Below are 22,706 nucleotides of genomic sequence, written 5' to 3'. Positions count from 1 at the left end.
CCATGACCTTCCTCCGCTTGATGCGCCAATCGCCGGCAGGCCAAACAGATGCTCAGCAAGGTGTTGGGCATGTGCCGGCGGCGCTGAAGTGAAATATTGGAAGCGCGATTTTCGGCGTCAAGAGCCGCCCCGTGGCGGCCGACCCTGGCTCACCTGGGGTGGGTTGGCAACTCCGCCGATCTGGGTGACGGGCGGCCGAAGAGACAAGCAGCGGCTGGTGTTTTGCGTTCGGCTCCATGGGCTGACTAGAGCTGCGCGTGGAGCGTGCTGGCCAGCCAATCGGTGAACTTTTCGCGCATGGGACGCGATCTCCATTCGGCAAGGCTGATCTGCCTCGAGCGCTTCAGATCTTGGTTGAACAAGTCGATCTGCGTTCGTGCGAATTCCTTGCCATAGACGTTGAGCGTGGCCTCATCGTTCAAACGCAAAGACCGCTGGTCCAGGTTGGTGGAACCGAAGCTCGCCCAGACGTCGTCCACGATCAGCAGTTTGGGGTGATACATCGTGGGCTGAAACTCGTAGATCCGCACCCCGGCCTCGAGCAATTTGCCCCAGAAATAGCGCGAAGCTTTGCGGACGATCGGAACATCCGTCAGGGAATTGGGAACGATCACGTCGACGGCGACGCCTCTTTTTCTGGCGTCCAATATCTGCTGCAGGGCGATGTCGTCCGGGACGAAATAGGCCATGCCGATGCGCAGGTGGTCTTTGGCCGCGGCTATGGCGGCCAGCATCATCAGCTCCATGTTTTCGGAGCCGTTCGGCTGCGAAGAAAGGATCAGCTGGGCACGGAGCGCACCCGCGGCTTCGGGCGGCAGGTAGAAGTTCTCGCCCTGCAACGTCTCGCCCACTGTTTCCAGCCAGTTCTCGGCGAAGGCCGCCTGGAACCCGGGCACAGCAGGCCCTTCGATCTGGTAGTGCGTGTCGCGCCACTCATTGGGGTTGCGCGCATCTCCCAGCCAGTTGTCCGCGATGCCGACCCCGCCTGTGAAGGCGACCCGCCCGTCCACAATGAGCAGCTTGCGATGCGTTCGGTTGTTGACGCGGTCGAGCGTGTACCAGTGGATCGGCCGATAGCGCTCGAACCGAACGCCAGCTCTCGTCATGATTTGGATCAGCTTCTCATCGAAGGGAAGACTGCCAAGCCAATCGACGAGCACGCGCACTTCGACACCCTCTCGGGCTTTCGCAGCCAAAGACGTGGCGAACTCGTAGCCGACCGAGCCCGACCAATAGATGTAGGTTTCCATGTTGATGGTCTTTCGGGCCGAACGGATCGCTTGCAGCATGGCGGGAAAAATCTCGTCGCCGTTGACGAGGGTCTGCACGGCGTTCGCCTCGAACATCTGCCCCTGCGAATAGCTGCTCATGCTCCTTGCGAATTGCGGATCTGCCGCATCGAAACGGTGCGGCACGATGGTGCGGATGACACGGGTCTCGGGGGTCAAGTTGATCGCGAGCAACGTGACCAGACTGGTGACAAGCGCGACGGCCAAATACTTGAGGCTGCTGAGCAGCCTCCGCCGGTTCCGACCAAATCTCACCTTTCACGCGCCCGCTGGAGGCGCCAGGGTGGCCGCCCCATACCAATTCAGACTTTGCCGATCGAAAACGACACACAGTGCTGCGTGGGCCAGCAGCACCAGGAATGCGGCGGGACGGGACGATAAAGTGCCGATTGAGGTGAGGAAACTCGTTATCGGGTGATTTGCCATGCTCAAGAACTGTTGATCCTGACGCAGGTTCCAGCCTTGAGCCAGGAGTCTGAAGTGCAAGCCTGAAGCTATAACAACTTTCGACCAACGCCTGCATCCTTCGCAGGCAATCGGCGTTGAAGAAGGATCCTAGAGGGCGGGTTTAGACATGGACACGAAGCCAACTGACGCTGACACGGTTTCCGCTCAGGAACCGGATATCATCGTGAACAAGACCGCACATTTCGTCGGGGAATGGATCGACGAGCACAAGGCGGAAGCCGCAGCTGCAATCCCGGCCGAAATCGCCGCCGAGAAGCTCGCCGAACAATGCATCGCCGATGCCGAAGGCCTGGGAATACTGGCTGAGGATATCGGCGACGAAGTCGGCGATCTCAAGCAATACATCGCGGAAACAGTGCTCGGAGACGAAACTTCCAGCAACGGCAAGATTGAGAGCCCGCCCGATCCGCTCCCGGCGGCGCCGAATGGAGAAACCAATGCCGAAGTTCCGTTTTGAGTTCATCGAAAGTACGGCGCAGCCGGCCATCCAGGTCGACATGGAAAATTTGGATGCCGCCAAGGCCGAGGCGAAACGCGCGGCTAAGGAGGCGATGCTCGATGGGATTGTCGAAGGCGTCGACCCGACATCGTGGGTTACGAGAATCTACGACGAAGCGGGGTATCTGGTCGCCACGATCGGATTCCAGGACCTTGTGGCCGCGCCCCAAGCTGTCGGACAAGCCCACGAACAGACCGATGAGCCCGGCGTGATACGCTCGGGCTGATGCCGCTCCTGGGCAGGCCATCGGAACCTCAGTCGAGCTTTCCAGGCCAGGTCAGCTCGATCCACGCCGGGGCATGATCGCTTGGCCTTTCCAAAGCTCTTACCGCAGCATCGACGCCCGCCCCTCGCAGCCGGTTTGAAAGTGCCGGACTGATCAGGAGATGGTCCATTCGCAGGCCGGAGCTCCGGTCATAACCGCCCCGGTAGGAGAAGTTCCAGTAGGTGTAGACCCCCTCCTCGGGATGGATCTGCCGAACCGCATCCGTCCAGCCCATCTTCAGCAAATCGGCGTAAGCGTCACGACTCTGCGGGAAAAACACTGCATCGCCCAACCAGCGCGCCGGCACCACCGCATCGATCGGGGTTGGCACCACATTGTAATCGCCGCACAGGACCGTCTCTTCTTTAAGCAAGGTCTGGGAATAGCTGATCAAACGCTGGAACCAGGCCAGCTTGTAATCGAATTTAGGGCCAGGCGCGGGATTGCCGTTCGGCAGGTAGATGCAGCCGATCACCAGCCCATCCACCTCGGCCTCGATGTAGCGGCTGTGCGTATCGTCCGGGTCGCCTGGCAGTCCGCGCCTGCGCTCCTGCGGCTGTTTCCCACGAGCCAGAATCGCTACGCCGTTGTAAGATTTCTGCCCATGCCAGACGGCGCCGTAACCAGCCTGCCGGATCGCCTCGGCAGGGAACTTCTCATCGGATGTCTTGAGCTCCTGCAGGCAGACGATGTCATAGCCGGTTTCGCCAAGCCATTTCAGGAGGACCGGCAATCGCCCATTGACGCCATTTACGTTGAAAGTAGCGATCCTGGTCATCCGGTTATCTTGGCCGATGATCTCTCCGGGCAGTCACCCCGATACTTGGTTTGGAATACTAGCTGTCTTTCTTGTAGGATTTGGCGGCCTCATCGATCTTGCGCCAATCGTTTCCGTGGCGCCGCACCAGCTCCCGCGCCTGGGCCGGCGAGATGTTTTGCGTTTCCACGATATGGTTCACTTCCGTTTCTTCGCCTTTCAGCGGGCGCGAACGTGGCCTTCTGGGCCGGCTCGCCGCTGTTTCATCTGCATCACGTCGTCTCGCCATGGGCTGACCTCTCCTGATCCGGATTAACCGTCGAATGCCGGGAAGGTTTCCGCTCGCGGTTCCTCGAGCAGTTCGGCTTGTCTCCGCTGTGTGGCTTGAACCCAAAGAACTTGCGCGGCGTTCCTTGCGAGCAGAGCTAGCAAGCGCAATCCGATGGAAAAATCCGAAGCCCATTTTGAACCGCAGAAGCCTCGTGGTGCCGAAGCGCGCTTCGCGTACGATCGAGCGGCAGTTGAGCGGTTCCAGCTTGCGTTTCCGCGCGCGAGGTGGAGCGACGAGCGCAGGAGCTGGTTCGTGCCCGGAAAAACGGCGGCGCGGCGGATCGAGCGCTGGCTGGCACAGGAGACAGCGGCTCGCGCAGCCCATGACGACAGTAAGGGGCGGGATGCCTTCGCCTTCGATCCACTGTCGAGCCACTATCTGGAAGTCGCGGACGACCTGCGCATTCGCACGCCTTATTCGAAGACCGTGCTGGAGGAACTGCGAGCGGTTCCATGGGCGAGTTGGGACGACGAACTGCGGGTCTGGCGGGTGCCTTTTCGCGCTTATGAGGAGCTGCGGCGCCGTTGGCCAAGCATCGAAAGAGCCGCCCAGCGCGCCGAGCCGGAGGAGAGGAAACGCCGACGGGAGGCTGGTAAACACTCCGATGAGCACAAGGCCGCCAGGCTGCGCCATGCCGAACGCAGGCGCCGGCGCTATCCGGTTCCAGCCGAAGACCTGCCTCCGCTCGGTCGCGCCGTGGCGACGGTGCAGTATGACATTGTTGTCTTCACCGGGATTTCAGGCGAGCTCGCCGACCCCTCTGAGCTGGCGCCGTTCTACCCACAGTCGATGGAGACCGGCTTCGACGCCGTTTGGGCGAGGTGGCGGCCGCCGACCTTGGCTGAACTGATCAAGACATGGCCGGCGCGGCGTCCTGCCGGATCAGCGGAACGATCGAGAGGGTGGTGGCAGCCGACGCTTAGCGAACTCAGAATCGCTCGCCGAAAGGCGAAAGGCCTGGAGCGGAGAAAACGTTCGCGAAGTGCCGATTGATATTCTTGGCTCTATGATGGCTATCACATGACAAGCGAGCCGGGCCGCCGCCAAGGCTCGCGTACCCGACGTTCAGGTGGAATGTCGCAGGCCGAAAAGGAATTTCGGGTGCGATTTCAGCCGCGCGGGACCGGCATCACCGCAGCCCAAGGCGCGAGCTCATCGACTTGATCAGCATCGACGCAGCTTCGCTTCTTCGGCAGGCGCGCCTTCTCAAGAAGATGTAACCGCTCAGGCGCGATTTTCATCACGGCCTCATTTGTTAGCGCGCGACTTGCCGGCGAGGCGTATCACCCCTTTGTCGTTCGTACCGAGTAGTGAGGCAAGCGGACGCTTGAAAGCGGTATCGTGCTTTCGCCCCTGGCTAGGAGGCACGCATGTCCCTGCATGGTGTTTTGGATTCCACCCAACTTGAAATCCTCTCAAAAGCTGTCCATCGCTATTGTTCAAGGCATGGACTTGAGAGCGAGGAAGACCGCCAGTTGGTCGCCATGCGGGCCATGAGCCTTTTCGGCCAGGGCACAACTGACCTTGACCGGCTGTCCGCGAGACTGGAAAAGCTCGGCGAACCTGGGCACGGCTAAACCGGCTGGCAAGCGTGCGGCCGTAACAGCCCGAGCGCAGCGCTCCCAATCCCGCCAAATTGCGCCATCGGTAGCAAAAAGATCGCCAACCCCAACTGCTTGCTGCAGCGTAGAAGCTTCGGTCAAAGCGAATGTGGGGAGAAGAGGGTGATGGTGCCCAGAGGCGGAATCCCAGTGGAGAAAATCCCGCTTGACTTTCAAATGCGTAGGGAAGGGTCACCGCCGCAGCTACCAACAGAAATACCAATAAAATATTTCTGTGGATAGGTTCGGTTCCGGAATAGGACCTGTCGGTCCCATAACTCTCTATGTTAGGCGGCGCGGGGGGGTCTCGTCGCTTGTTAGGCAGTTTGTTACAAGGCTGCCAGATTAAAAAGCCGGCCAAGCCAGAGTTGAAGTTGGCGATCGGACTTCAGAGTGGCAGCATCCTCAAGGGCCATCCTGATTTAAGGCTCCAAACGAGATCATTCACGAATGACCGCTTTGCGCCGGTGCCTCATCCCGGACGTTCAGCGTCCGGCATACTGATCGTGAAACCTGTCATTCGGATGCGCAGTACTCGGCAGCAGGTTCATCTGCGACTTTCGTGCTAACCTTGGTTTGGTGCGGTCGCTGGTCGAGCAGCTCGGAGGCGAACTTGAACCTCAAGGCAGGCCGGCGTCTATCTCCCCTTGGCGCTTCTCGCTTCGTACTCCCTGCGGTCACAAGCTAGAACCAGTGCGCTAGTTCATGCGTTTGCAGCAGGACGAAACAAAAGCTGGACAGTCAGATCCGTTGCAGGTACACAAACCAATCGACTTTTGAAGTTTGGACTTTGTTTATTCGTGCTTCGGCGCTGGTCTACGATCTTCCTTCCCACAAATCTCGATTTCTACTCCCGGTGCATCCGCATCGCGAGAGAGCAATGCTGCTGAGGAAAGGGTTCATCATGACCACCGGCACAGTAAAATGGTTCAATTCCACCAAGGGCTTCGGGTTCATCCAGCCTGACAACGGCGGCTCGGACGTCTTCGTCCACATCTCCGCGGTAGAGCGCGCTGGGATGACCAGCATCGTCGAAGGCCAGAAGATCGGCTACGAGATGGTTCGTGACAGCAAGTCCGGCAAGATGGCGGCTGAGCAGCTTCAGGCTGCCTGACCAACTCCAGATCTTTGCGCGGCGACCACGGATGTACTGGTGCCCTGCAAATTCCGATCAAGAGGCCGGGCACTGCTCGGCCTTTTCGTTTCCGATGCTTGAGTGCGAGCCGGTACCAGAAACACCTCGGCAAGCGCACGTGCCACGGCTCCGCCGGCTGTCAATCATTGATTGGGCGGCGCTGACTTGCCAGTTCAGCAAATCCAAGGGAAATCCAAATGACTGATGCCGCCAAGCATATAGCGTCTTCCGTACAGCAGGGAAAAGGCCGCTGCGTCGCGCGGCGAAGCCGCGGCCGTCCATCCTGGAAAAGCTCACCCTCGATGAGTTGCAATCGCTCCGGCTGGATGAAGACTCACGCGGGGAATTCGATGCATTCATGGAGCGCTTCAAGCGCTGCAGAGCCGCGCTTGATGCCTTCGAAGGCAAGGACGTCGCATCGATGGACGATGCTCTCTACGATCAGCATTCAGTTGCCGAAGCCGAACGGCACGGCAGCGGAATGGCCGTCGTTCACTTCATGGCTCCGCGTATCTTGCGACTCCGTGACGGCGCCGCCAAGCGGAAGTGGCGCTCATTCCTGACCAAGTTTCGGAAGGACGAAAGGCTCTGACGCTCCGTGCTGCCCAGCGATTACGCCAGTAGCGGCAACAGGAACTGGGGTGCGCAGACGGCCGCTCCTCTTCCTTGGGCAGGATACGATTCCAAGCTTCAGGAGAGACTTGATGACCGACACAGACCTGCGCCTTGAAATGCAGGGCCAAATAGACGGCCTCAAAATTATCGTAAGTTCGCTGTTGCATGCGCTTCCGGATCAGAGGCCGTTCGCGTTGCGCTTCAGGGAGTTGGAAATTCTTGCCCGAAAGCAGAACGCGCTTCCCTCGACGCTCGAGACGCTACGCTGGTTCCGGACGCAGATGGAAAGCTCCGCTGCTCTCGGCCCCACTGGTTAGCCGCTGCGGAATTGCGCGGGAAGCATTCCTCGCAACCCAGGGACATAATCCGAGTTTGTGCTAGGTGAGAGGTGCCCGCGGTTGCCTTGAGGCGATGTGGCGGTCAATCCGACGAAGTTAGCAGCTAGCTATCCGACATTATCAATCAGTTCATATGCCGCTGCATTATGCTGTGTAGCCACCCATATAAGCTCATGTTTGCCGGTCGACAGTCATATTTTTCGATCGCAGTCCGCAGTGTCAGCTCGACCAATTCCTCACCTGATTTAGACGATCCGCCCCGATACCGTTTCGCCATTGTTCGCAAAGCGTCAAGCAGTCGCTCATCAACTTGGTCAGCCGATAGGTCGTGGTTAGGTAGCATTGTTCGTTCAGGCTGCTCTGTCCGGAATCGGGAAGCAGTTTCAGATCAGCCGGTTGCGTTCCGCAAGTTCCCGTGCCCGCCTCAGGGTGCCGTCGGTGTCAGCGATCTTGCGCCTTGCCGCTTCGTCGGTTCTGATCGTCAGCCGAGCCGACAAATTCCGGGATGACTTGGCCAGCGCAACCGCCGCGACAGGGGGGACATCCGGTGTTGTCATGGTTCTCACGGTTATTCCCTTTCAACTGAAATGCATGGGGGACCGAAGTCGCCCAGAAGGAGCACTGGATCGCGGTATCGGTCGCGTCGCGATTAGGAAGTCCGGTGGGACTCCTCCGAATATTCAACTGTTCGGCTCGTCCATTCGAAGCTCATAGCGTTTTGCCATGTTCGCGTCCTTGACGTTTCGCCTCTCGACTATGCCGACCTTGCTCAGCCTTTTACAATGAGAAAAACCGAGGCAAGCAGAGCGACCATCCAGAGCGCGACATATATTTTTACGGCCAGTTGACCGTGCGAAGAGAGCGCCGCCCTCGCGCGCACGGCCATCGTATCCTTCGCGCCAGCCCGCGCCACCGCGACAGCCAATGGCCGCTTGGTGGCGAGCTTGCCGAACACCCGTCGCGGTTCAACCACGGCCACGGCGCCGTTTGTGTGCGGGACGCCAGGCTCCACAATTGGCAAGGCTATCACCCGACCTAGTTTAGGCAACTTCATTCTCGTGGCGGAATGGGTACGCATGTCTCACCGTAGACCGCCGGCCTTGCGATAGATAGCAGCCATCGAAGATATTCGCCGAAAAACGCTATTTGTCGCTTGTTTTAATTGCGAGTCTCGAACTTTTTTCCCGTGGATGAGATAATTTTATGCTGATCTCATACCCTCGTCTTCGGAATTTCACTTAGCAGAGAAAAATAAAAAGCTGCTAGCGCTTGTTCCCAGCGCAATTGAAGCGCATATATGAAGCTCGTTGATTTGGCCGACCTAGCTTTCGTCATATCGAAGGCCTCGCCATTCTGCTCCGAATTTTCGATATGGATTGCATTGCGCTGTTCGCGGCGGGGCATCTCGAATGGATCGAACCCTGAAATGGAATGCCGGCACGGACCACGGATGTACTGGCGGCATCAGGCATTGTTTTGAGGGCTTGAATTGAAGCGGATGGAGCGCTCCACTTCTGCAGGAAGTCGCAAGTGACCGCTCGCGCAAACCGTCATTTGCCCCGATCCATCGTCTGTTTTGCCGGGGCTTCGATGTGCGCAGCCGGCCGCAAAGTATCGCGTCGATCTCGATGAGAAGTCCCTCGGAAGCGTCCCGCACCGAACGGCGCTGTCTAACCACATTCATCACCTGCCAGCGATCCGCGAAGGGGTCGATGCAGCAAGGGAGCGGATTGATCAACCTCGGTCGAGGCGCCGCTCAAAAGAACCGGAGAAAACTATGACCACCCTCTTGCAGCGCAATGCACGACCAATCCAGCACGGAGCTCTGGCACGTCTTTTCGATATCGGACAGTCAGTTCGACTGAAGGGCGGTTTAGGCACGGGCCCGAGGACCGGCGAACTCTACCGTGTGACCCTTGCTCTTCCGCCGAGGGGAAACTCGCCGCAATACCGCATCTGCAGTGACGCTGAACCGCACGAGCGGGTGGTGACGGAGGACATGCTGGAATTGATGGACGAGGCGTCGGACGGCGGGAAGATTCTTATCGAAAGCACATTCGGACATGCGCCAAGGAACGGAGATGCTGGAGCCGAAAGCCGGAGCGGCAAAAGCGTCCGCTGAAGGTTGGAAGTGTTTCCGGCGCAAAGCCTAGAGCAATGGCCGCTAATGGCAGGATGTTTTCGCTAAACAGGACTCCTATGAAGGTCGTGATCGAATTCTATCGGACGCGCGTTGCCGACGACGCGCACGCCGTCGTCGGCCGTGAAACCGTAGACGCGGCCGACCGCGACGCGGCGATCGAGATCGCGCGGCATCTGGCAAGGACATTGAACATGCCTCAGTGGCCAGATGCCGTCGCCATCGCCGACGCCGACGGCACGACCATCTATTCCAGCATCATCGCCGCGCCGACATAGACAAAGGGCCGATATCATGAACACTAGCACCCATCACCTCGATGCAGGGGGCGCCCAGCCATGCCACTTTGGGGACCATCAATATGGCCGTCGCGTCGAAGCCGATCGTTCCTGGTCCGTCTATCACGTCTTCACGGGCATTCCGGCGCATGTGAACGGCGCCGCCATGATCGGGCTCAGCCGTTCGGAAGCGACGAAAAGCATGCTGTTTCTCAACTTTTGCAGCAGCGAGCGCCGCAAGGAGAGGATCGCCGCGCGCTTTTTAATTGCGCCCGAGAATCTGGCAGACCGATGATGACGCTCGCATTCCCGAACACCAGCCGAAGCTTTGCCAGGAGCGCAACGGCGTTTACTTCGTCGGTCACGACGGCATGTTTCAAATTCGCTTCTTCGTCGAGGCCGAGGCTCTGGCCAAAAATGGCATTGCCCTGGGCGGGAAAGCCAGCGTAGAGACGGCCTGTCTTGCGGCATTCGATGGCTTGCGGACCTCCATCCAGGAGATGGCTGGCAAGGTTTATGCTCGCCACCGCCGCGACTCCTACACTTTGACCGCCGCCGATTTCAGGTAGCAGCTTCCGCGATCAAAGCCTGGTCGACAATCGAACGCTACCTCGTCTTTCCATGCAAGCGGGCGTAAGGTGCGCGATGGCTGCAAAAAAATTCCGGGTTCCCGTGGTTGTCTATGTCGCCGGCCCGAGCGGCTTCACGCTGATCGAGTCCTTAGCACAGGCTTCGGATTTCCTGTTTGACCATTGGCCTGGAAACGACAGCCTGGCCTGGACAGACGCGATGAAGCGCTGTGCCGAAGGTGGCGCTCCCGATGACGCGAGTGCTGCATTCCTCACCGCGCTTGAGGGGGCGGGGATCAGCTACGACCGCACGGTTGAGATTTACTGAGCCTGGCGAGCGACTGCGCGGTTGGAGCCACGCGCTGGCCGGATTGCGATCCTCAGCCGGCATTCGGCCTGACGGATCTACCAGATAGGGAGAGTTTGAATGGCGATGAAGCCGAATTATCGGTACGAGCGCAGTCAACGAGACAAGGCCAAGGCGGCCAAGAAAGAAGCCAAGCTTGCGGGGAAAGCCGCGAAGGAGAAACCATTATCCATAGAGCAGAAAGAACAGCGAGAGCCCGCTGCTGACGAAAGCTGAGGCATGGCGATGACGCAGCGCGAGTCGGACAGCTTCGAAATCGACGTGGAATGTCCCCGTTGCCATCATCAGGCAAAGACGCTCGTCGGTTGGATTCGTACTCACACCCAGATTGAATGCGCGAACTGCGGCGAAATCATCGACATTGAGAGCAAGAACTTCAGGTGGCATGAACAGCGCTAAGGAAAAGACCATGATGCCGCCAGAGCCGCGCTCACCACGCCTTGCCGTTCTGATCGATGCCGACAATGCCTCGGCCAAGATCGCCGATGGGCTGTTCGAGGAGATCGCCAAGATCGGCGAGGCCAGCGTGCGTCGCATCTATGGCGATTTTTCCAGCTCGCGCTCGAAAGCGTGGGCCGACGTCCTTTCAAAGCACGCAATCGTACCCCAGCAGCAGTTCGCCTACACAACAGGTAAGAACGCCTCGGACATCACGCTCGTCATCGACGCGATGGATCTGCTGCACAGCGGCCGGTTCGACGGTTTCTGCCTGGTTTCCTCCGACAGCGATTTCACCCGGCTCGCGGCCCGCATCCGCGAGCAGGGCATCGACGTATTCGGCTTCGGCGAGCAGAAGACGCCTGAGAGTTTCCGCCAGGCATGCCGGCGATTCGTCTATACCGAGAATCTGCTGGCTTCCGCGCCTGCAAACGAGGCTGAAGCCGTATCGACTGTGAAGCCACTGCAGCCGCCTTCCGCGGCCGTGCCGATCATCCGCAAAACCATCGCGCAGATGGAAACCGAGGATGGCTGGGTTCCGCTCGGTGCGGTCGGAACGCGGCTTGCCAATCTGGCTTCCGACTTCGATCCCCGCACCTTCGGCTTTCGCAAGCTAAGCGATCTCGTCCGCAAGACGAACGCATTCGAGATCGAACGACCCGAAGGCGGGACGCTTCGCATAAGGACAAAACCGGAGGCGGCTCGAAAGGGCGGGCGCAAGGCGTGACCGCGCAGTATGCCGTCGACCTTCTGGGTTCGTCTTCAATCGACCGCCGAGCGGCGCTCCGGGTGGACGGCGGCGTTGTGCGCTTCGTTGCATAACCCTGACCTGATCGCCCAAGATTTAAGCGCTCGGCGGGTTGGTCGTCCGGCAATGGCTGCCTTTCGCGTTGGGATCAAATTGGCTGAACGAGGAGACTTGGGTCGTCAGTCCAATGACCGCTTTGCCGAATTCCTCAGCCACAACCGGACTGTCGGCTAACGGTCCCCTTTCGGTCATTGGAAAATTGGCTGCGAATGATCGGTCTAACGACCCATCGGGCCTCTTCCAGCCTCGACCATAGCGCGCCTTTCATTTAGCCACACCATCAGCATGGCTGACCCGCCGGATCGGACTCAAGCCGACGCAAATCCGATTTCAACGGCAGCTTTGCGCCTGGACCCAACCCATCAAGGCTGGTCGCCTCGTTGCGGAACTGTAGATTCGAGGCCGATCGCGCTCGATGGCAATTTTGATGGGCATCAGTTGGACGGCGCGTTGATATTGGCGCCGATCGTCCGGGCAAAGGCGCGTTCGGCCTTAAACTCGGGCCGTTTCGACAGCACGAAGCGTGAGGCCATGAACACCTGACCGCTATTCTCGCTCTCGACCATCTGGTCGTCCAACACAACCGGCGACAAGCGATTCGCAAATTTGCCCAGCTTGCGGAACGGTCCCACGGGCGGGTGGCAATAGAGCACCACGCCGGGTGACAGCGCAAATACGAGATACGCGCCGGGCACCAGCGCTAGGGATCGTAGCCATTGTCGGTGGTCGGGGCTGCGAAAAGCGACGGGATTATCTGAGGTCACAAACGGCGTCGCGCTGTCGTTGCGAGCAAAGATCCAGACCGATTTCATGAACCTCTTCGTCAATTTTTCCACCACGCGCGGATCCCACATAAGTTCAGTATGCAGCTCACGCGCCTCCATTGCGTCGACCGGTTCGCCGCGGTCAATCTGAGCCATCGCCGATACTAGATCGCGCGTGTCGAGCGTGCGCAGCATCTGGACCGCAAGATACCGCGCAACGAGCCAGCGATTGATGCGCGGGATTGGTAGAGCGTCGAGCGCCTTCATTTGGGAGAGCCATTGGAGCCACTGGTCGGTGATAAGCGAGACCTCGCCCTCCATCTGCGACAGCTGCTTCTCCATCGTCAGCGGATCGTTGCCGTCCTCATCATATTGCGTCAGCCAATAGAACTGCTTCTCGGCAGCTATTCCGCTCGGCGAGCTCCGGAACATGCGATCGCTTTGCTTATCCCACGCCCACAGCCCGCCCCGCTCGTCAGCGAACCGGCGGAGATGGAATTGCGGGACGTAGTGGTGGAGCTTGGGTGCCGTCACCGATCGCCCTTCTTTCAGAAAGAAATGGCGAAGCTTGGCCGGTCGTGACCGGCATCAGCCTCCGCACCGTTCCATTCGCCATAACGTAATTCGTCGGAGGCTCACTTCTAGAGCTGGTCGGCAAACCAGCGGGGTATCTCGCCTTGCCCCCACAGGTACTGCATAATTCAGGGTCGCGCTCTTTGCACGTCGGGCACTCCACAATTTCGTCGTCGCGCAGGTCCACCTGGTCAGCCTGCCAACGCTTCAATCTGCCCTCTCCGCCGCAGGCCCGACACGTCATATCAATGTGCGCTGGAACAGCCATGCTCCCCTCCCGGATGGCGTTGCCAGCCGCATCGGCTCGGACGCGGCGCGAGACCAATATGCGGAAGCCAGCGAAATTCTTATGAATGCGCTGAAAGGCGGCACGCTATCCTATCGAGGCCGCCATTTCGAGTTGAACAGCGTTCCGTTGACGCTAAAAACTCATCAGCGTCCGCATCCGCCGACTTGGATCGCCACGAACGGACCCGAACCGGCAGCCTGGGCCGCTGCGAATGGCGTGAACATCGCGCGCGTGGGACCTTCCTTTTCTGTTCGCAGAATTACTGATGCCTTCCGCGCCGGTCGAGAGCACGCCAGCGACGCGGGCGACCAAGCGCCATTTCTTGGATTGCTCCGAACGGTCGTGATTGGGCGTTCTGAAACAGATGTACGTTCACTCGCCGTACCCGCTTACGAAGGGTGGCTTAAGAGCTTTAAATTACTTTACGATCTCAACGCAATGCCGACACCACCAAACCTGCCGCTGACTTTCGATTGGGCAATCGAGAAGGAATTGTGCGTAGTAGGAACGACAGCTTCTGGGGAACAAGCTCTTCTTGATCAGCTGGAGAGGCAGGTGCAAACTACCTCCTTTGTCAACTTGCATTTGGGAATTTGTCGTTAGATGCTTCCCTATATACGGCAGCGGCAATTCAATCGGCAATTATTGCTCGAGTTGGCTGACCTTGATGAGACAGACTTTTAAGACGCGTCCACCATGGGGTCAGTCCATGTGCTCCTGCAACAGACGGAGCAAGCCTCCGATTGCCAAGCAAAGTCGAGTTCCTCTGAGGTACAGTGGGTCTTCGACAACATGACACTCTTTGCGAATGAGCGCCGAAGTTTTGATCCCCTGACAAGTTGACCGTAACCCGTTCATCCACCATCGCAATATGAAAAAGAGAGGTACCATCGGCGCCGGTAGTGACCTCCCAAAATTATGAACTTACCAGTAAAGTCATGCGCTTGATCGCAATCAGCTTGCGGATCAACCTTCGGCGCTTGCTCACAATCAATCGAGCGATGAGGCGAAAGTTCATAGCGGTCAGCCTACCTGCTCACATGCTTCATAAAAACGGTCTGTTCAGGATGCGAGTGGCCAGCAGGCTTGCTCGTGCCGTCGCATGCGTATAGCTGGGGCGACAGCAGAAGGGCCAGACGTTCGTTCGTCGTCTGCCGCGACTTCCGCGCAATTCGTCCAACAAGGAAGAAACTATGAGGCGGCAGACCAGACCGTTCACCGTGGAGATCAGACAAAAGCGCAGTTCTCACAACCGGGGTCGTTCCATCTGGAGCGATGTCGATCTCTCCGCAGCAATGGCCGAGACAACAAGGGAACTAAAGGAGATGGAGTTGCCAAATGGTCGCCTTGTTGACTCTAGTGCCGTAGCGCTTGATGCTGAAGACATGCACAAACCACGAGCGGAGCATCTCATGGCAAATCCCTTGGATGCCGAATCAGTAATAACAGCAACGGAAGCGGCAGCCAAAGTGGAGACGCCTGGAAAAAAGAAAGGCCTGCGGAAGGCGGACGCTGAGCCTAGGCAGGCTGCTCGGAAGAATGCCGCCAATACGGCGCCTCAGGCGAAGGAAGCACCAGCAGTGGCCGTGCGGACTCGGAAGATTTACTCTGAAAAGGAGCGTGCCCAGATGCTCGCCCAGATAGAGAAGTCGATTAGTGGCGGCGCCACTCACAAAGCTGCCGTAAAGCAGACCGGCATTTCGGAACAGACGTACTATCAATGGAAGAAGGCTGCGCCGGCTGCATCGAATGGTGACGATCTGAAGGACCTCGTGGCGCTTGAGGGAGAAAACAAGCGGCTGAAGAGCCTGCTCGCGGAACGCTTGCGCAAGGAGAACGCGGAACTCAAAAGGAAACTGGGGCTGTAAACAACGCTGAATCGCACGCCGAAGCGATACCGATTCCGGCGCCGACGCTGCCTCCAACGCCGAGGGCGCGAGCCCTTTGCGATTGGAGCGGGGCTTTTGCAATTTTCGCTTTTGCTGCTCCTGAAATCTCGGATATGAAGCGGACTGGCTTATGGCCTGCCCACATCGACATGGTTACAGAGGAATACAATAATGGCGACCGGAACGGTAAAGTGGTTCAACAGCACCAAAGGATTTGGATTTATCCAGCCCGACAATGGCGGTCAGGATGTTTTCGTCCACATTTCGGCTGTCGAACGAGCGGGCCTTTCGACCCTTAATGAGGGCCAGAAGATCAACTACGAGATCGAACAGGACCGGCGTACCGGCAAGTCCTCCGCTGGCAGTCTCAGCAAAGCTGGCTGAACTTTTCTGCGTCTGCCCGGCAAGAGCCGGGCAGACGTGCCACCGACCGGCGCAAAGAGCGGGCAAGAACATGGATCCCGTCGCCGCGGGAGCAGATTGTGGGAAGCTGCTAATTCCTACTGAAACAAGATGCTTGCGGGAGAAGAGGGGCACGTTCCCGGCTTCTCATGTTCTGCTGTGAACCTCGCCATTGTGATTGTTCCTGGGATGTGGGTCTGACGCTCTCTCGATCGACGTGGCCGGAGAATGAACGAGCAATTCAAGCGGCCTCCAGCGATTAACACCTCGGGGATCAAGAGGGCCGGGTACATTGGCCCCAGGGTACTTGGACCCATCAAGCCACGCTGGACATCTTTGGTGACCAAGTTGAACTCGTTCCCTTCAGCGACGGATTGTTCGAAACATATGAAAAGGGCTGCGTCGACGTCGCATGCGCCCCAGCTACGACCTCTCTGGTCGGGACCACTCCTTACCTCGATCAAATCCTAAGCTTGCGGTCTGCCAGGATCATCGCCGAGTATCCAAAACGTCTGTGCTGCGGAATCACTATTGTGAGCGTTTCCCATCCTTCATCCCGACCGTTGTGATCGGTCAGAGTCTTCCGACAGCCAACATCGCGGGTCACGGCCGACCCGCAGAGCTTTGGCCGAAGCCGAGCTGCGGGGTAAGCGCTGAAATCGCGATCAGCCAAGGCGGCGAGACTTGCCTCAGTGACCGGAATCGACTGAGGTTGCGTTGATTTGGCGCAGAGATTGTCCTTCATACCCTTGAGAAACGGGACGAGTTTGCCTGTAAGGGCGGCGACCCTTCGCCGAAAAATGAGAACCTTCTCGAGCCGGCAACCGATTTCCGGCAACTACCATATTCGGCGAGGCGCACCGGCGGCCACAGATATAAACCGATCTCGAGATCGTCGCGCTGCTGGGGCGCTGCGCGGCAATTGCAACCGGTCAACCTCCATAACACGTGCCAACGATGCCTCGTTATGAGGTGTCCCCAGGCGCAGCGGCCTGTTCTCATTCGCTTGCAAGCAGCGCCGCGACCGGAGGTGGCGCTTCTCGTTGAGAGAACCCGGCGGCCCAAGGCATTGAAATTGAAGATGTCGCGATTGCGTCTAGAGCTGCGATCGGCTCGCTCGATCTAGCCCGCGGGCAGGACGGACGGCCCCGGTCGCCAGCGCTGGCGCTGACTGCCGCTGCACGACAGGCGGGCCGCGTCGAGGACGGGCGGCGTTGCGCGCGGCGCTGTGCAAATTGCCGACCAGGTCGTGACTGATTTGCTTGCCAGAGGAGGACAGCCCGGGTGATTGGCCGGAAAAGGCGATGGTCGTCATCGAAACACTCCAACATATACGCCTGCTCTCAAAGGAGAAGCTGCTGCGGACGACATCATGCCGGGATTTTCCAACGGCGGGTAGGAGCAGGCGAAAGAGGCGGCACGGCGTGCCATCCGTGCTGCGAAACATGCATAGCCCTTGAGCCCAACTCATCATATTCCTTTGGCTTAGATGGGCTCTCGCCGTGACCAGAGAGCTGGGAGAAGCCTCTGCGAGACTACAAGTGTAACACCATATTGGTTTAGCAGATCAAGCTTGGGTGGTAACCTCATGGGGTAGAGAAACGCCTTTGGAGGCCGATCAATGGATCGCGATAGCAGACCAAAACGTGCAGCTGGAAGTTCATCCCGCGACGGGAGGAGGGCCGAGGAACAGCGCAACCACCATGGCCTTCCAGGCGGGCCACTGACCAATGTTGCCGAACGGTTGGTAACCGCTAACCCGCGCGATACAGCACGCGATCTTGGGAGCTTCAAATCCGCCGAGAGGCAAATGCGACGTGCCCTTCAGGACGCGGCACCCGGGCAAGAATCTGACCTCGGCAGATTTGATAGGCGCAACAACCAGCTCGGACGAGCAGCCAACGATCTGGTCGACAGATTGACGGCCGGATTGGGGTTCGCCCCGGATGATGTAGCATTGTTCCAAGTCCAAGCGGCTAGTAATGTAGGCCATTTTCTAGGGCCCCAGAAGCAGACTGCTCTTGTTAATCGCATTGGCAATATGGACCCAATGGAGCAAGCTCTAGGGGTTATGTTTGTGGCGCAAAACTTCAGTAAGTTTAATGACCAAAATAAATCGCGCATTTTTGAGCAGGCCATTGAATTGGCTGCTGATCCTCATCAGCACCACATGGTCAAGGTGACCGCCCAAAATGCAATTGTGACCGCGTATCACCAGCTGGACGCAAATCAGCAAGCGCAAGCTAACTCACTTCCCGACCTGCATGGCCTGTTGCAGAACATGCCTCCGCCGCAGCATGCAGCACAGGAACGGAGTGCGAATTTGGACGACCGCATAGCAGGTATTGCGGCTTCAGTCCGTGATACAGTAGGCCCGCAAACCTCCCATGAACAGCTGCGGCGGGGTGGTCAAGTCGGACAGTCCATAAGCCAAGCCTACAATCACGCCCGAGAGGATCTAATGTCTGCCTCCAGAAGCAGAGATCGCTCCGGCCGTTGAGGTCTCGGCCATGGTAAGTGACGCATACTGCCCGAATTCCGTCCACGGCCTTGCCCTTTCCAATTCGCTGGCCGTTGACGCACCTGCTTTAGGGTAAATTTCAAAAACAACGTCTGCTGGGTGGTGCGATGCAAGCATCGACCCCCCCCCGCTCTGGCATGGATCTGTCGAGCGGCGACATCGCGCGACGTCGGTCCAGTGTCTGAAAGCAAGCGCAGCATTAGCTACCAAACGATGGCTTCAACAAAAACGACCCCCAACATAGCTCTTAGCATCGCGTGCTCGCTCGCCTTGGGCTTCTGCGCGGCAAGTCTGTACGCAACGCTCCGCCACTGGCGTAGCGGCGCGGCTTTGATGACATTTGACGTCCGTGCCTTTTGGTTTGAGACGCCCTTCTATCTGGGTTTCGCAACCCCCGTCTTCTATCGGGGCGTAGCTATCGTGCTCTCAACGTCCGCGGTCGTGTTGCTGATTCAGCAGATCATGATACGGCGCAACCTCGAACATCACGGGACGGCGCGCTGGGCGCGAGTGGATGAGATGAGACGCCCGGGTTATCTACGACGATACCGTGGCGTAACAGGCCCGGTATTTGGCAAGACGAGTGGCCCTTTCTGGCCTGGCTACTACCTAACCAATGGCGAGCAGCCTCACAGCCTTATCGTCGCACCGACCCGTGCTGGTAAGGGCGTCGGCATAGTCATTCCAACGCTACTTACATTCAAAGGCTCGGTGATAGCTCTCGACGTCAAGGGGGAGCTCTTTGAGCTTACCTCGAGGGCGCGCCAGGCTGCCGGCGCCGAGGTGTTCAAATTTGCGCCGCTGGATTCTGAGCGGCGCACGAATTGCTTTAATCCGTTATTGGACCTTATTGCGCTGCCTCCACAGCAGCAATTCACCGAGGCCCGCCGCTTGGCGGCAAACCTAATTACGGCGAAGGGGGAGGGCGCGGAAGGTTTCGTCAACGGCGCGCGAGATCTCTTTGTCGCGGGGATCCTTGCCTGCATCGAGCGGGGCACGCCAACAATCGGCGCCGTCTATGACCTCTTCGCCCAGCCGGGGGAGAAGTTTAAGCTCTTCGCGCGACTCGCCATGGAGACCCGGAACAAAGAGGCGCAACGCATCTTCGACGACATGGCCGGGAACGATACAAAAATCCTAACCTCCTACACGTCCGTCCTCGGCGATGGCGGGCTCAATTTGTGGGCGGATCCCGCTGTAAAGGCAGCGACAAGTCGCTCAGATTTTTCGGTCTATGATCTTCGCCGTCGCAAAACGTGCATCTATCTTTGCGTTAGTCCGAACGATCTTGAGGTGGTCGCGCCTTTGATCCGCCTGTTCTTTCAGCAAGTCGTTTCAATTCTACAGCGTTCGATGCCTCGCCGGGATGAAAAATACGAAGTCCTGTTTCTGCTCGATGAATTCAAACACTTGGGTAAGCTGGAGGCGATCGAGACCGCAATCACGACCATCGCCGGCTACAAGGGTCGCTTCATGCTCATCATCCAAAGCCTCTCGGCACTTACGGGCGGCTATGGTGAGGCTGGCAAGCAGAATTTTCTCAGCAATACCGGCCTGCAAGTGTTCATGGCCACTGCCGATGACGAGACTCCGAACTACATTTCCAAAGCCATCGGTGAATACACATTTGAAGCCAAATCGATTTCCTACAGCCAAGCGCGAACTTTCGACTGGAACATTCAGAAATCGCATCAAGGTGCACCGCTGTTGCGTCCGGAACAGGTTCGGCTGCTCGATGACGACTACGAGATTGTGCTCATCAAAGGTCTGCCACCATTGCAATTGAGGAAGGTGCGATATTTTTCGGATCGCATTCTGAAACGCATCTTCGAAAGCCAGGCGGGCGTCCTCCCGGAGCCGGCACCCTTGACGATAGCAGACGAGGGGCTCTCGGCAGAACCTCATCTCGATGACCCGCTGCCTGAATTGACGCAGGGACTTTGACGATACAGTTTGATGTGAGGCTAGTATGGACCCGCTAAATAGCAACCCATCCCGTGTAACAGCTTCCGTGCAGGACGCCGGCGTGGAAGAGGGGAGGCAAGCGGTCCAGGCGCGACAAATGGGCGTTGAGCAGCACCTTGCCGAGGCCCTGCTGTTCGATGAAGCTTACGAATCGCCAACCAATCCAGAGAAGCTTCTGCGACTGGAACACGGGTTCCGCGAAGCGCTTCAGCGAGCGGAGGATGATCAAGCCGCCTCGTCTTTTTTCAGCGGCCCAAGGATGCCCGCTGGACCGGGTGACCTCAACAGCATCGTGGCGGACGCTTTCGCAGCGACCGCCTCTGGGCACGCCGGGGTTGAGGCCGCCGCCCCGCCAGCATTAACTGCCAGCCAACAGCAGATCCGGCCCTCACTGGATCCGGGCCAGGGCGGCCACCTACCAACCGGGTGGGTCATCATCAACAATGAACATTCCACAGCGCTGTTGACACCGGCGAAGAGGCAGAGGGCCCTCAATACGCCGCAAGCCGCCGTCACTCAGCAACCGCTGAGCGAAATCGGCATTTCCGGTGACCTCGTACCGATGCAGTTCCCCGTGCAGCAGTTGAGTGGATTGCCATTGGAAGGGCTACCCGTTCAAGGGACAGGGTCCGAACACATCGGAAGGTTGCATGCGGAGGCCGCGCGCACCGCATGGTCTGAGCTCCCGACTGCGATCGAGCACTCTATAAACGTTTCATTCGCCGTCCCCAAAGGCTTCTCCCATGGAGCCCAACGCGTCCCAGACGCGATGCTCCCTTTCTCGGGCAGCTATAACCTCTTGCCGGATGCGGGCCAGGCCCCGCAAGTGAGCTTTGAGCAGCACGGGGCCGACCCGCTCCAAGATGAACCTGTCGCGAGTGGCACCCGTGAAGCCCACTATCCCCATCTCTCCGACGAACACCGGGACCTTATTGATAAAGTGATCCTCCACGCTGCGGATCAGCAAAAATATAGAGAGAGCACGCTCCAAAAATACACGTATACACTTCGCCGATTGGCGAATGATCTCGGCGCTAGTGGCCAAGCGACTGATCTAATAAATCACCAATCCCTCGTCGATCACGCCAATGCTTTCTTTCCGAACGACGATGAAATGAAGAAGGCTGTGAATGTCCTGCGTGCGTATCATGAGCCGGGCTATTCAGTTACCGTGGGCGCCCCTGCTATCCACTATCCCCATCTATCCGACGAGCACCGGGACGTTATTAATAAGGCGATCGGCCACGCTGCGGCTCAGCAACACCCTAAAGCGCCGACGCTCCGAATATACTCTTCTGCGCTTCGCCGATTGGCGAATGATCTCGGCGCTCGTGGCTTAGCGACTGATCTAAAAGATCACCAATCCCTGGTCAATCACGTCAATGCTTTCTTTCCGAAAAACGTTGGTATGAGGACGGCGTTGAGCGTCCTGCGTGCATATTATGATCCGGGCTATTCGGCATCTGGACCTGGCCGGCGGCCGGTGCCGGTGCCCTCAAAGGCAGACGCGCGCGTCATAGAACTAGTGACAGGTGACAGCAGTTTGGCCTCAAGCACCCGTGTTGTCTATGGTCGTAGTCTTCGCAGATTTTCTGAGGCGCTTGAAAGTCAGGGCCTGACGATCTCTGGGCTGGATCATGATTCGCGGATCAAATTTGCCGGGACGTTGTTTCCAGTCGACCGCTATCTCCGCTTAGCGCTGGAGCGGGTTCGCGATGCGGAGGCCGCGTCGCATAGGCGTGCCGAGGCCCTGCTGTTCGATGAAGCTTACGAATCGCCAACCAATCCAGAGAAGCTTCTGCGACTGGAACACGGGTTCCGCGAAGCGCTTCAGCGAGCGGAGGATGATCAAGCCGCCTCGTCTTTTTTCAGCGGCCCAAGGATGCCCGCTGGACCGGGCGACCTCAACAGCATCGTGGCGGACGCTTTCGCAGCGACCGCCTCTGGGCACGCCGGGGTTGAGGCCGCCGCCCCGCCAGCATTAACTGCCAGCCAACAGCAGATCCGGCCCTCACTGGATCCGGGCCAGGGCGACCACCTACCAACCGGGTGGGTCATCATCAACAATGAACATTCCACAGCGCTGTTGACACCGGCGAAGAGGCAGAGGGCCCTCAATACGCCGCAAGCCGCCGTCACTCAGCAACCGCTGAGCGAAATCGGCATTTCCGGTGACCTCGTACCGATGCAGCTCCCCGTGCAGCAGTTGAGTGGATTGCCATTGGAAGGGCTACCCGTTCAAGGGACAGGGTCCGAACACATCGGAAGGTTGCATGCGGAGGCCGCGCGCACCGCATGGTCTGAGCTCCCGACTGCGATCGAGCACTCTATAAACGTTTCATTCGCCGTCCCCAAAGGCTTCTCCCATGGAGCCCAACGCGTCCCAGACGCGATGCTCCCTTTCT

25 protein-coding genes and 3 pseudogenes are annotated in these 22,706 nt (G+C 58.4%); 21 read left to right on the top strand and 7 right to left on the bottom strand.

What is annotated here, in order from left to right:
* Positions 1-245: 245 nt before the first annotated feature.
* On the bottom strand, positions 246-1,496 hold the full coding sequence (locus tag CK221_RS08375) for a phospholipase D-like domain-containing protein (protein WP_245430590.1): 1,251 nt from the start codon (positions 1,494-1,496) through the stop codon (positions 246-248).
* A gap of 367 nt (positions 1,497-1,863) precedes the next feature.
* On the opposite strand from CK221_RS08375, the gene CK221_RS08365 reads away from it, so the two are divergent.
* Entirely contained in the window at positions 1,864-2,214 is a 351-nt protein-coding gene (locus tag CK221_RS08365; RefSeq protein WP_095777394.1) for a DUF768 domain-containing protein, read from the top strand.
* On the top strand, positions 2,195-2,482 hold the full coding sequence (locus CK221_RS08360) for a hypothetical protein (RefSeq protein WP_066993818.1): 288 nt from the start codon (positions 2,195-2,197) through the stop codon (positions 2,480-2,482). Before CK221_RS08365 ends, CK221_RS08360 begins: the two co-directional genes overlap by 20 nt.
* A 28-nt stretch (positions 2,483-2,510) precedes the next feature.
* On the opposite strand, the gene xth is transcribed toward CK221_RS08360, so the two are convergent.
* Together xth and CK221_RS08350 are read right to left on the bottom strand one after the other, a co-directional pair.
* Positions 2,511-3,299, bottom strand: a complete 789-nt coding sequence (gene xth / locus CK221_RS08355; RefSeq protein ID WP_095777393.1) for an exodeoxyribonuclease III — start codon at positions 3,297-3,299, stop codon at positions 2,511-2,513.
* Between the two features lie 58 nt (positions 3,300-3,357).
* Positions 3,358-3,567, bottom strand: a complete 210-nt coding sequence (locus CK221_RS08350) for a hypothetical protein (protein ID WP_066993812.1) — start codon at positions 3,565-3,567, stop codon at positions 3,358-3,360.
* A 153-nt stretch (positions 3,568-3,720) separates the two neighbouring features.
* Between CK221_RS08350 and CK221_RS08345 the strand changes: the two genes are divergently transcribed.
* Positions 3,721-4,602: a hypothetical protein gene (locus tag CK221_RS08345; RefSeq protein WP_095777392.1), complete on the top strand. Its 882-nt coding sequence runs from the start codon at positions 3,721-3,723 to the stop codon at positions 4,600-4,602.
* 116 nt (positions 4,603-4,718) lie between these two features.
* Here CK221_RS08345 and CK221_RS31055 read toward each other — a convergent pair whose 3' ends face one another.
* Positions 4,719-4,850 (bottom strand): hypothetical protein, encoded by a 132-nt coding sequence (locus tag CK221_RS31055; RefSeq protein ID WP_280952175.1) that lies wholly within the window; start codon positions 4,848-4,850, stop codon positions 4,719-4,721.
* Between the two features lie 129 nt (positions 4,851-4,979).
* Between CK221_RS31055 and CK221_RS08340 the strand changes: the two genes are divergently transcribed.
* From CK221_RS08340 to CK221_RS08325, 4 genes are all read left to right on the top strand, one after another.
* On the top strand, positions 4,980-5,186 hold the full coding sequence (locus tag CK221_RS08340; protein ID WP_095777391.1) for a hypothetical protein: 207 nt from the start codon (positions 4,980-4,982) through the stop codon (positions 5,184-5,186).
* Between the two features lie 904 nt (positions 5,187-6,090).
* Positions 6,091-6,324, top strand: coding sequence for a cold-shock protein (locus CK221_RS08335; protein ID WP_280950716.1), 234 nt, complete (start codon positions 6,091-6,093; stop codon positions 6,322-6,324).
* A 379-nt stretch (positions 6,325-6,703) separates the two neighbouring features.
* On the top strand, positions 6,704-6,937 hold the full coding sequence (locus tag CK221_RS08330) for a hypothetical protein (RefSeq protein WP_095826512.1): 234 nt from the start codon (positions 6,704-6,706) through the stop codon (positions 6,935-6,937).
* Between the two features lie 112 nt (positions 6,938-7,049).
* Positions 7,050-7,277 (top strand): hypothetical protein, encoded by a 228-nt coding sequence (locus CK221_RS08325; protein WP_095777389.1) that lies wholly within the window; start codon positions 7,050-7,052, stop codon positions 7,275-7,277.
* Positions 7,278-7,681: 404 nt separating this feature from the next.
* On the opposite strand, the gene CK221_RS08320 is transcribed toward CK221_RS08325, so the two are convergent.
* Both CK221_RS08320 and CK221_RS08315 read right to left on the bottom strand, forming a co-directional pair.
* Positions 7,682-7,864 carry a hypothetical protein gene (locus tag CK221_RS08320; protein ID WP_095777388.1) on the bottom strand — a complete coding sequence of 61 codons (183 nt, stop codon included), beginning with the start codon at positions 7,862-7,864 and terminating at the stop codon, positions 7,682-7,684.
* Positions 7,865-8,067: 203 nt separating this feature from the next.
* The gene (locus CK221_RS08315) at positions 8,068-8,277 is read right to left on the bottom strand and encodes a hypothetical protein (protein WP_095777588.1); all 210 of its coding nucleotides are present in this window, start codon (positions 8,275-8,277) and stop codon (positions 8,068-8,070) included.
* Positions 8,278-9,075: 798 nt separating this feature from the next.
* Here CK221_RS08315 and CK221_RS08310 point away from each other — a divergent pair.
* The 8 genes and pseudogenes from CK221_RS08310 (at position 9,076) to CK221_RS08280 (ending at position 11,817) form a co-directional block, all read left to right on the top strand.
* Positions 9,076-9,420 (top strand): hypothetical protein, encoded by a 345-nt coding sequence (locus CK221_RS08310; protein ID WP_095777387.1) that lies wholly within the window; start codon positions 9,076-9,078, stop codon positions 9,418-9,420.
* A 77-nt stretch (positions 9,421-9,497) separates the two neighbouring features.
* On the top strand, positions 9,498-9,716 hold the full coding sequence (locus CK221_RS08305; RefSeq protein WP_095777386.1) for a hypothetical protein: 219 nt from the start codon (positions 9,498-9,500) through the stop codon (positions 9,714-9,716).
* Between the two features lie 16 nt (positions 9,717-9,732).
* Entirely contained in the window at positions 9,733-10,011 is a 279-nt protein-coding gene (locus tag CK221_RS08300) for a hypothetical protein (protein WP_095777385.1), read from the top strand.
* Positions 10,011-10,285 (top strand): annotated as a pseudogene (locus CK221_RS08295) (DUF1488 domain-containing protein). Before CK221_RS08300 ends, CK221_RS08295 begins: the two are co-directional and overlap by 1 nt.
* Positions 10,286-10,361: 76 nt before the next feature.
* Positions 10,362-10,613, top strand: a complete 252-nt coding sequence (locus CK221_RS08290; RefSeq protein WP_095777587.1) for a DUF982 domain-containing protein — start codon at positions 10,362-10,364, stop codon at positions 10,611-10,613.
* A 99-nt stretch (positions 10,614-10,712) separates the two neighbouring features.
* Positions 10,713-10,868 (top strand): hypothetical protein, encoded by a 156-nt coding sequence (locus tag CK221_RS30180; RefSeq protein WP_095777384.1) that lies wholly within the window; start codon positions 10,713-10,715, stop codon positions 10,866-10,868.
* A 3-nt stretch (positions 10,869-10,871) separates the two neighbouring features.
* Positions 10,872-11,051 (top strand): hypothetical protein, encoded by a 180-nt coding sequence (locus CK221_RS29700; protein WP_095807864.1) that lies wholly within the window; start codon positions 10,872-10,874, stop codon positions 11,049-11,051.
* A gap of 13 nt (positions 11,052-11,064) precedes the next feature.
* On the top strand, positions 11,065-11,817 hold the full coding sequence (locus CK221_RS08280) for an NYN domain-containing protein (RefSeq protein ID WP_095777586.1): 753 nt from the start codon (positions 11,065-11,067) through the stop codon (positions 11,815-11,817).
* 515 nt (positions 11,818-12,332) lie between these two features.
* On the opposite strand, the gene CK221_RS08275 is transcribed toward CK221_RS08280, so the two are convergent.
* On the bottom strand, positions 12,333-13,196 hold the full coding sequence (locus CK221_RS08275; RefSeq protein ID WP_170950351.1) for a DUF4238 domain-containing protein: 864 nt from the start codon (positions 13,194-13,196) through the stop codon (positions 12,333-12,335).
* 337 nt (positions 13,197-13,533) lie between these two features.
* Between CK221_RS08275 and CK221_RS08270 the strand changes: the two are divergent.
* The 6 genes and pseudogenes from CK221_RS08270 to CK221_RS30175 form a co-directional block, all read left to right on the top strand.
* Positions 13,534-14,186, top strand: a pseudogene (locus tag CK221_RS08270) (LLM class flavin-dependent oxidoreductase); the annotation flags it as partial.
* Positions 14,187-14,717: 531 nt separating this feature from the next.
* On the top strand, positions 14,718-15,392 hold the full coding sequence (locus CK221_RS08260; RefSeq protein WP_245322484.1) for a transposase: 675 nt from the start codon (positions 14,718-14,720) through the stop codon (positions 15,390-15,392).
* A 192-nt stretch (positions 15,393-15,584) separates the two neighbouring features.
* Positions 15,585-15,797: a cold-shock protein gene (locus CK221_RS08255; protein WP_095777381.1), complete on the top strand. Its 213-nt coding sequence runs from the start codon at positions 15,585-15,587 to the stop codon at positions 15,795-15,797.
* Between the two features lie 1,639 nt (positions 15,798-17,436).
* Positions 17,437-18,315, top strand: coding sequence for a hypothetical protein (locus tag CK221_RS08245; protein WP_095777379.1), 879 nt, complete (start codon positions 17,437-17,439; stop codon positions 18,313-18,315).
* A gap of 234 nt (positions 18,316-18,549) precedes the next feature.
* Positions 18,550-20,280, top strand: a complete 1,731-nt coding sequence (virD4, locus tag CK221_RS08240; RefSeq protein WP_095777585.1) for a type IV secretion system ATPase VirD4 — start codon at positions 18,550-18,552, stop codon at positions 20,278-20,280.
* Positions 20,281-20,398: 118 nt separating this feature from the next.
* Positions 20,399-22,706 (top strand): annotated as a pseudogene (locus tag CK221_RS30175) (hypothetical protein); the annotation flags it as partial.

The sequence above is a fragment of the Mesorhizobium sp. WSM3868 genome (assembly GCF_002294785.1).
Classification (GTDB): Bacteria; Pseudomonadota; Alphaproteobacteria; order Rhizobiales; family Rhizobiaceae; genus Mesorhizobium.
The sequence above is the reverse complement of the archived record's forward strand: the minus strand, read 5'-3'. Positions and strand labels throughout refer to the sequence as shown.

Bases quoted from the DNA above. Each gene is read 5' to 3' on its own strand.
- CK221_RS30180 (WP_095777384.1), top strand. From the start codon at position 10,713: ATGGCGATGAAGCCGAATTATCGGTACGAGCGCAGTCAACGAGACAAG.
- CK221_RS29700 (WP_095807864.1), top strand. From the start codon at position 10,872: ATGGCGATGACGCAGCGCGAGTCGGACAGCTTCGAAATCGACGTGGAA.
- CK221_RS08330 (WP_095826512.1), top strand. From the start codon at position 6,704: ATGGAGCGCTTCAAGCGCTGCAGAGCCGCGCTTGATGCCTTCGAAGGC.
- CK221_RS08305 (WP_095777386.1), top strand. From the start codon at position 9,498: ATGAAGGTCGTGATCGAATTCTATCGGACGCGCGTTGCCGACGACGCG.
- xth (WP_095777393.1), bottom strand. From the start codon at position 3,299: ATGACCAGGATCGCTACTTTCAACGTAAATGGCGTCAATGGGCGATTG.
- CK221_RS31055 (WP_280952175.1), bottom strand. From the start codon at position 4,850: ATGAAAATCGCGCCTGAGCGGTTACATCTTCTTGAGAAGGCGCGCCTG.
- CK221_RS08245 (WP_095777379.1), top strand. From the start codon at position 17,437: ATGGATCGCGATAGCAGACCAAAACGTGCAGCTGGAAGTTCATCCCGC.
- CK221_RS08335 (WP_280950716.1), top strand. From the start codon at position 6,091: ATGCTGCTGAGGAAAGGGTTCATCATGACCACCGGCACAGTAAAATGG.
- virD4 (WP_095777585.1), top strand. From the start codon at position 18,550: ATGGCTTCAACAAAAACGACCCCCAACATAGCTCTTAGCATCGCGTGC.
- CK221_RS08255 (WP_095777381.1), top strand. From the start codon at position 15,585: ATGGCGACCGGAACGGTAAAGTGGTTCAACAGCACCAAAGGATTTGGA.
- CK221_RS08280 (WP_095777586.1), top strand. From the start codon at position 11,065: ATGCCGCCAGAGCCGCGCTCACCACGCCTTGCCGTTCTGATCGATGCC.
- CK221_RS08345 (WP_095777392.1), top strand. From the start codon at position 3,721: ATGGAAAAATCCGAAGCCCATTTTGAACCGCAGAAGCCTCGTGGTGCC.
- CK221_RS08340 (WP_095777391.1), top strand. From the start codon at position 4,980: ATGTCCCTGCATGGTGTTTTGGATTCCACCCAACTTGAAATCCTCTCA.
- CK221_RS08360 (WP_066993818.1), top strand. From the start codon at position 2,195: ATGCCGAAGTTCCGTTTTGAGTTCATCGAAAGTACGGCGCAGCCGGCC.
- CK221_RS08310 (WP_095777387.1), top strand. From the start codon at position 9,076: ATGACCACCCTCTTGCAGCGCAATGCACGACCAATCCAGCACGGAGCT.
- CK221_RS08350 (WP_066993812.1), bottom strand. From the start codon at position 3,567: ATGGCGAGACGACGTGATGCAGATGAAACAGCGGCGAGCCGGCCCAGA.
- CK221_RS08300 (WP_095777385.1), top strand. From the start codon at position 9,733: ATGAACACTAGCACCCATCACCTCGATGCAGGGGGCGCCCAGCCATGC.
- CK221_RS08325 (WP_095777389.1), top strand. From the start codon at position 7,050: ATGACCGACACAGACCTGCGCCTTGAAATGCAGGGCCAAATAGACGGC.
- CK221_RS08260 (WP_245322484.1), top strand. From the start codon at position 14,718: ATGAGGCGGCAGACCAGACCGTTCACCGTGGAGATCAGACAAAAGCGC.
- CK221_RS08365 (WP_095777394.1), top strand. From the start codon at position 1,864: ATGGACACGAAGCCAACTGACGCTGACACGGTTTCCGCTCAGGAACCG.
- CK221_RS08290 (WP_095777587.1), top strand. From the start codon at position 10,362: ATGGCTGCAAAAAAATTCCGGGTTCCCGTGGTTGTCTATGTCGCCGGC.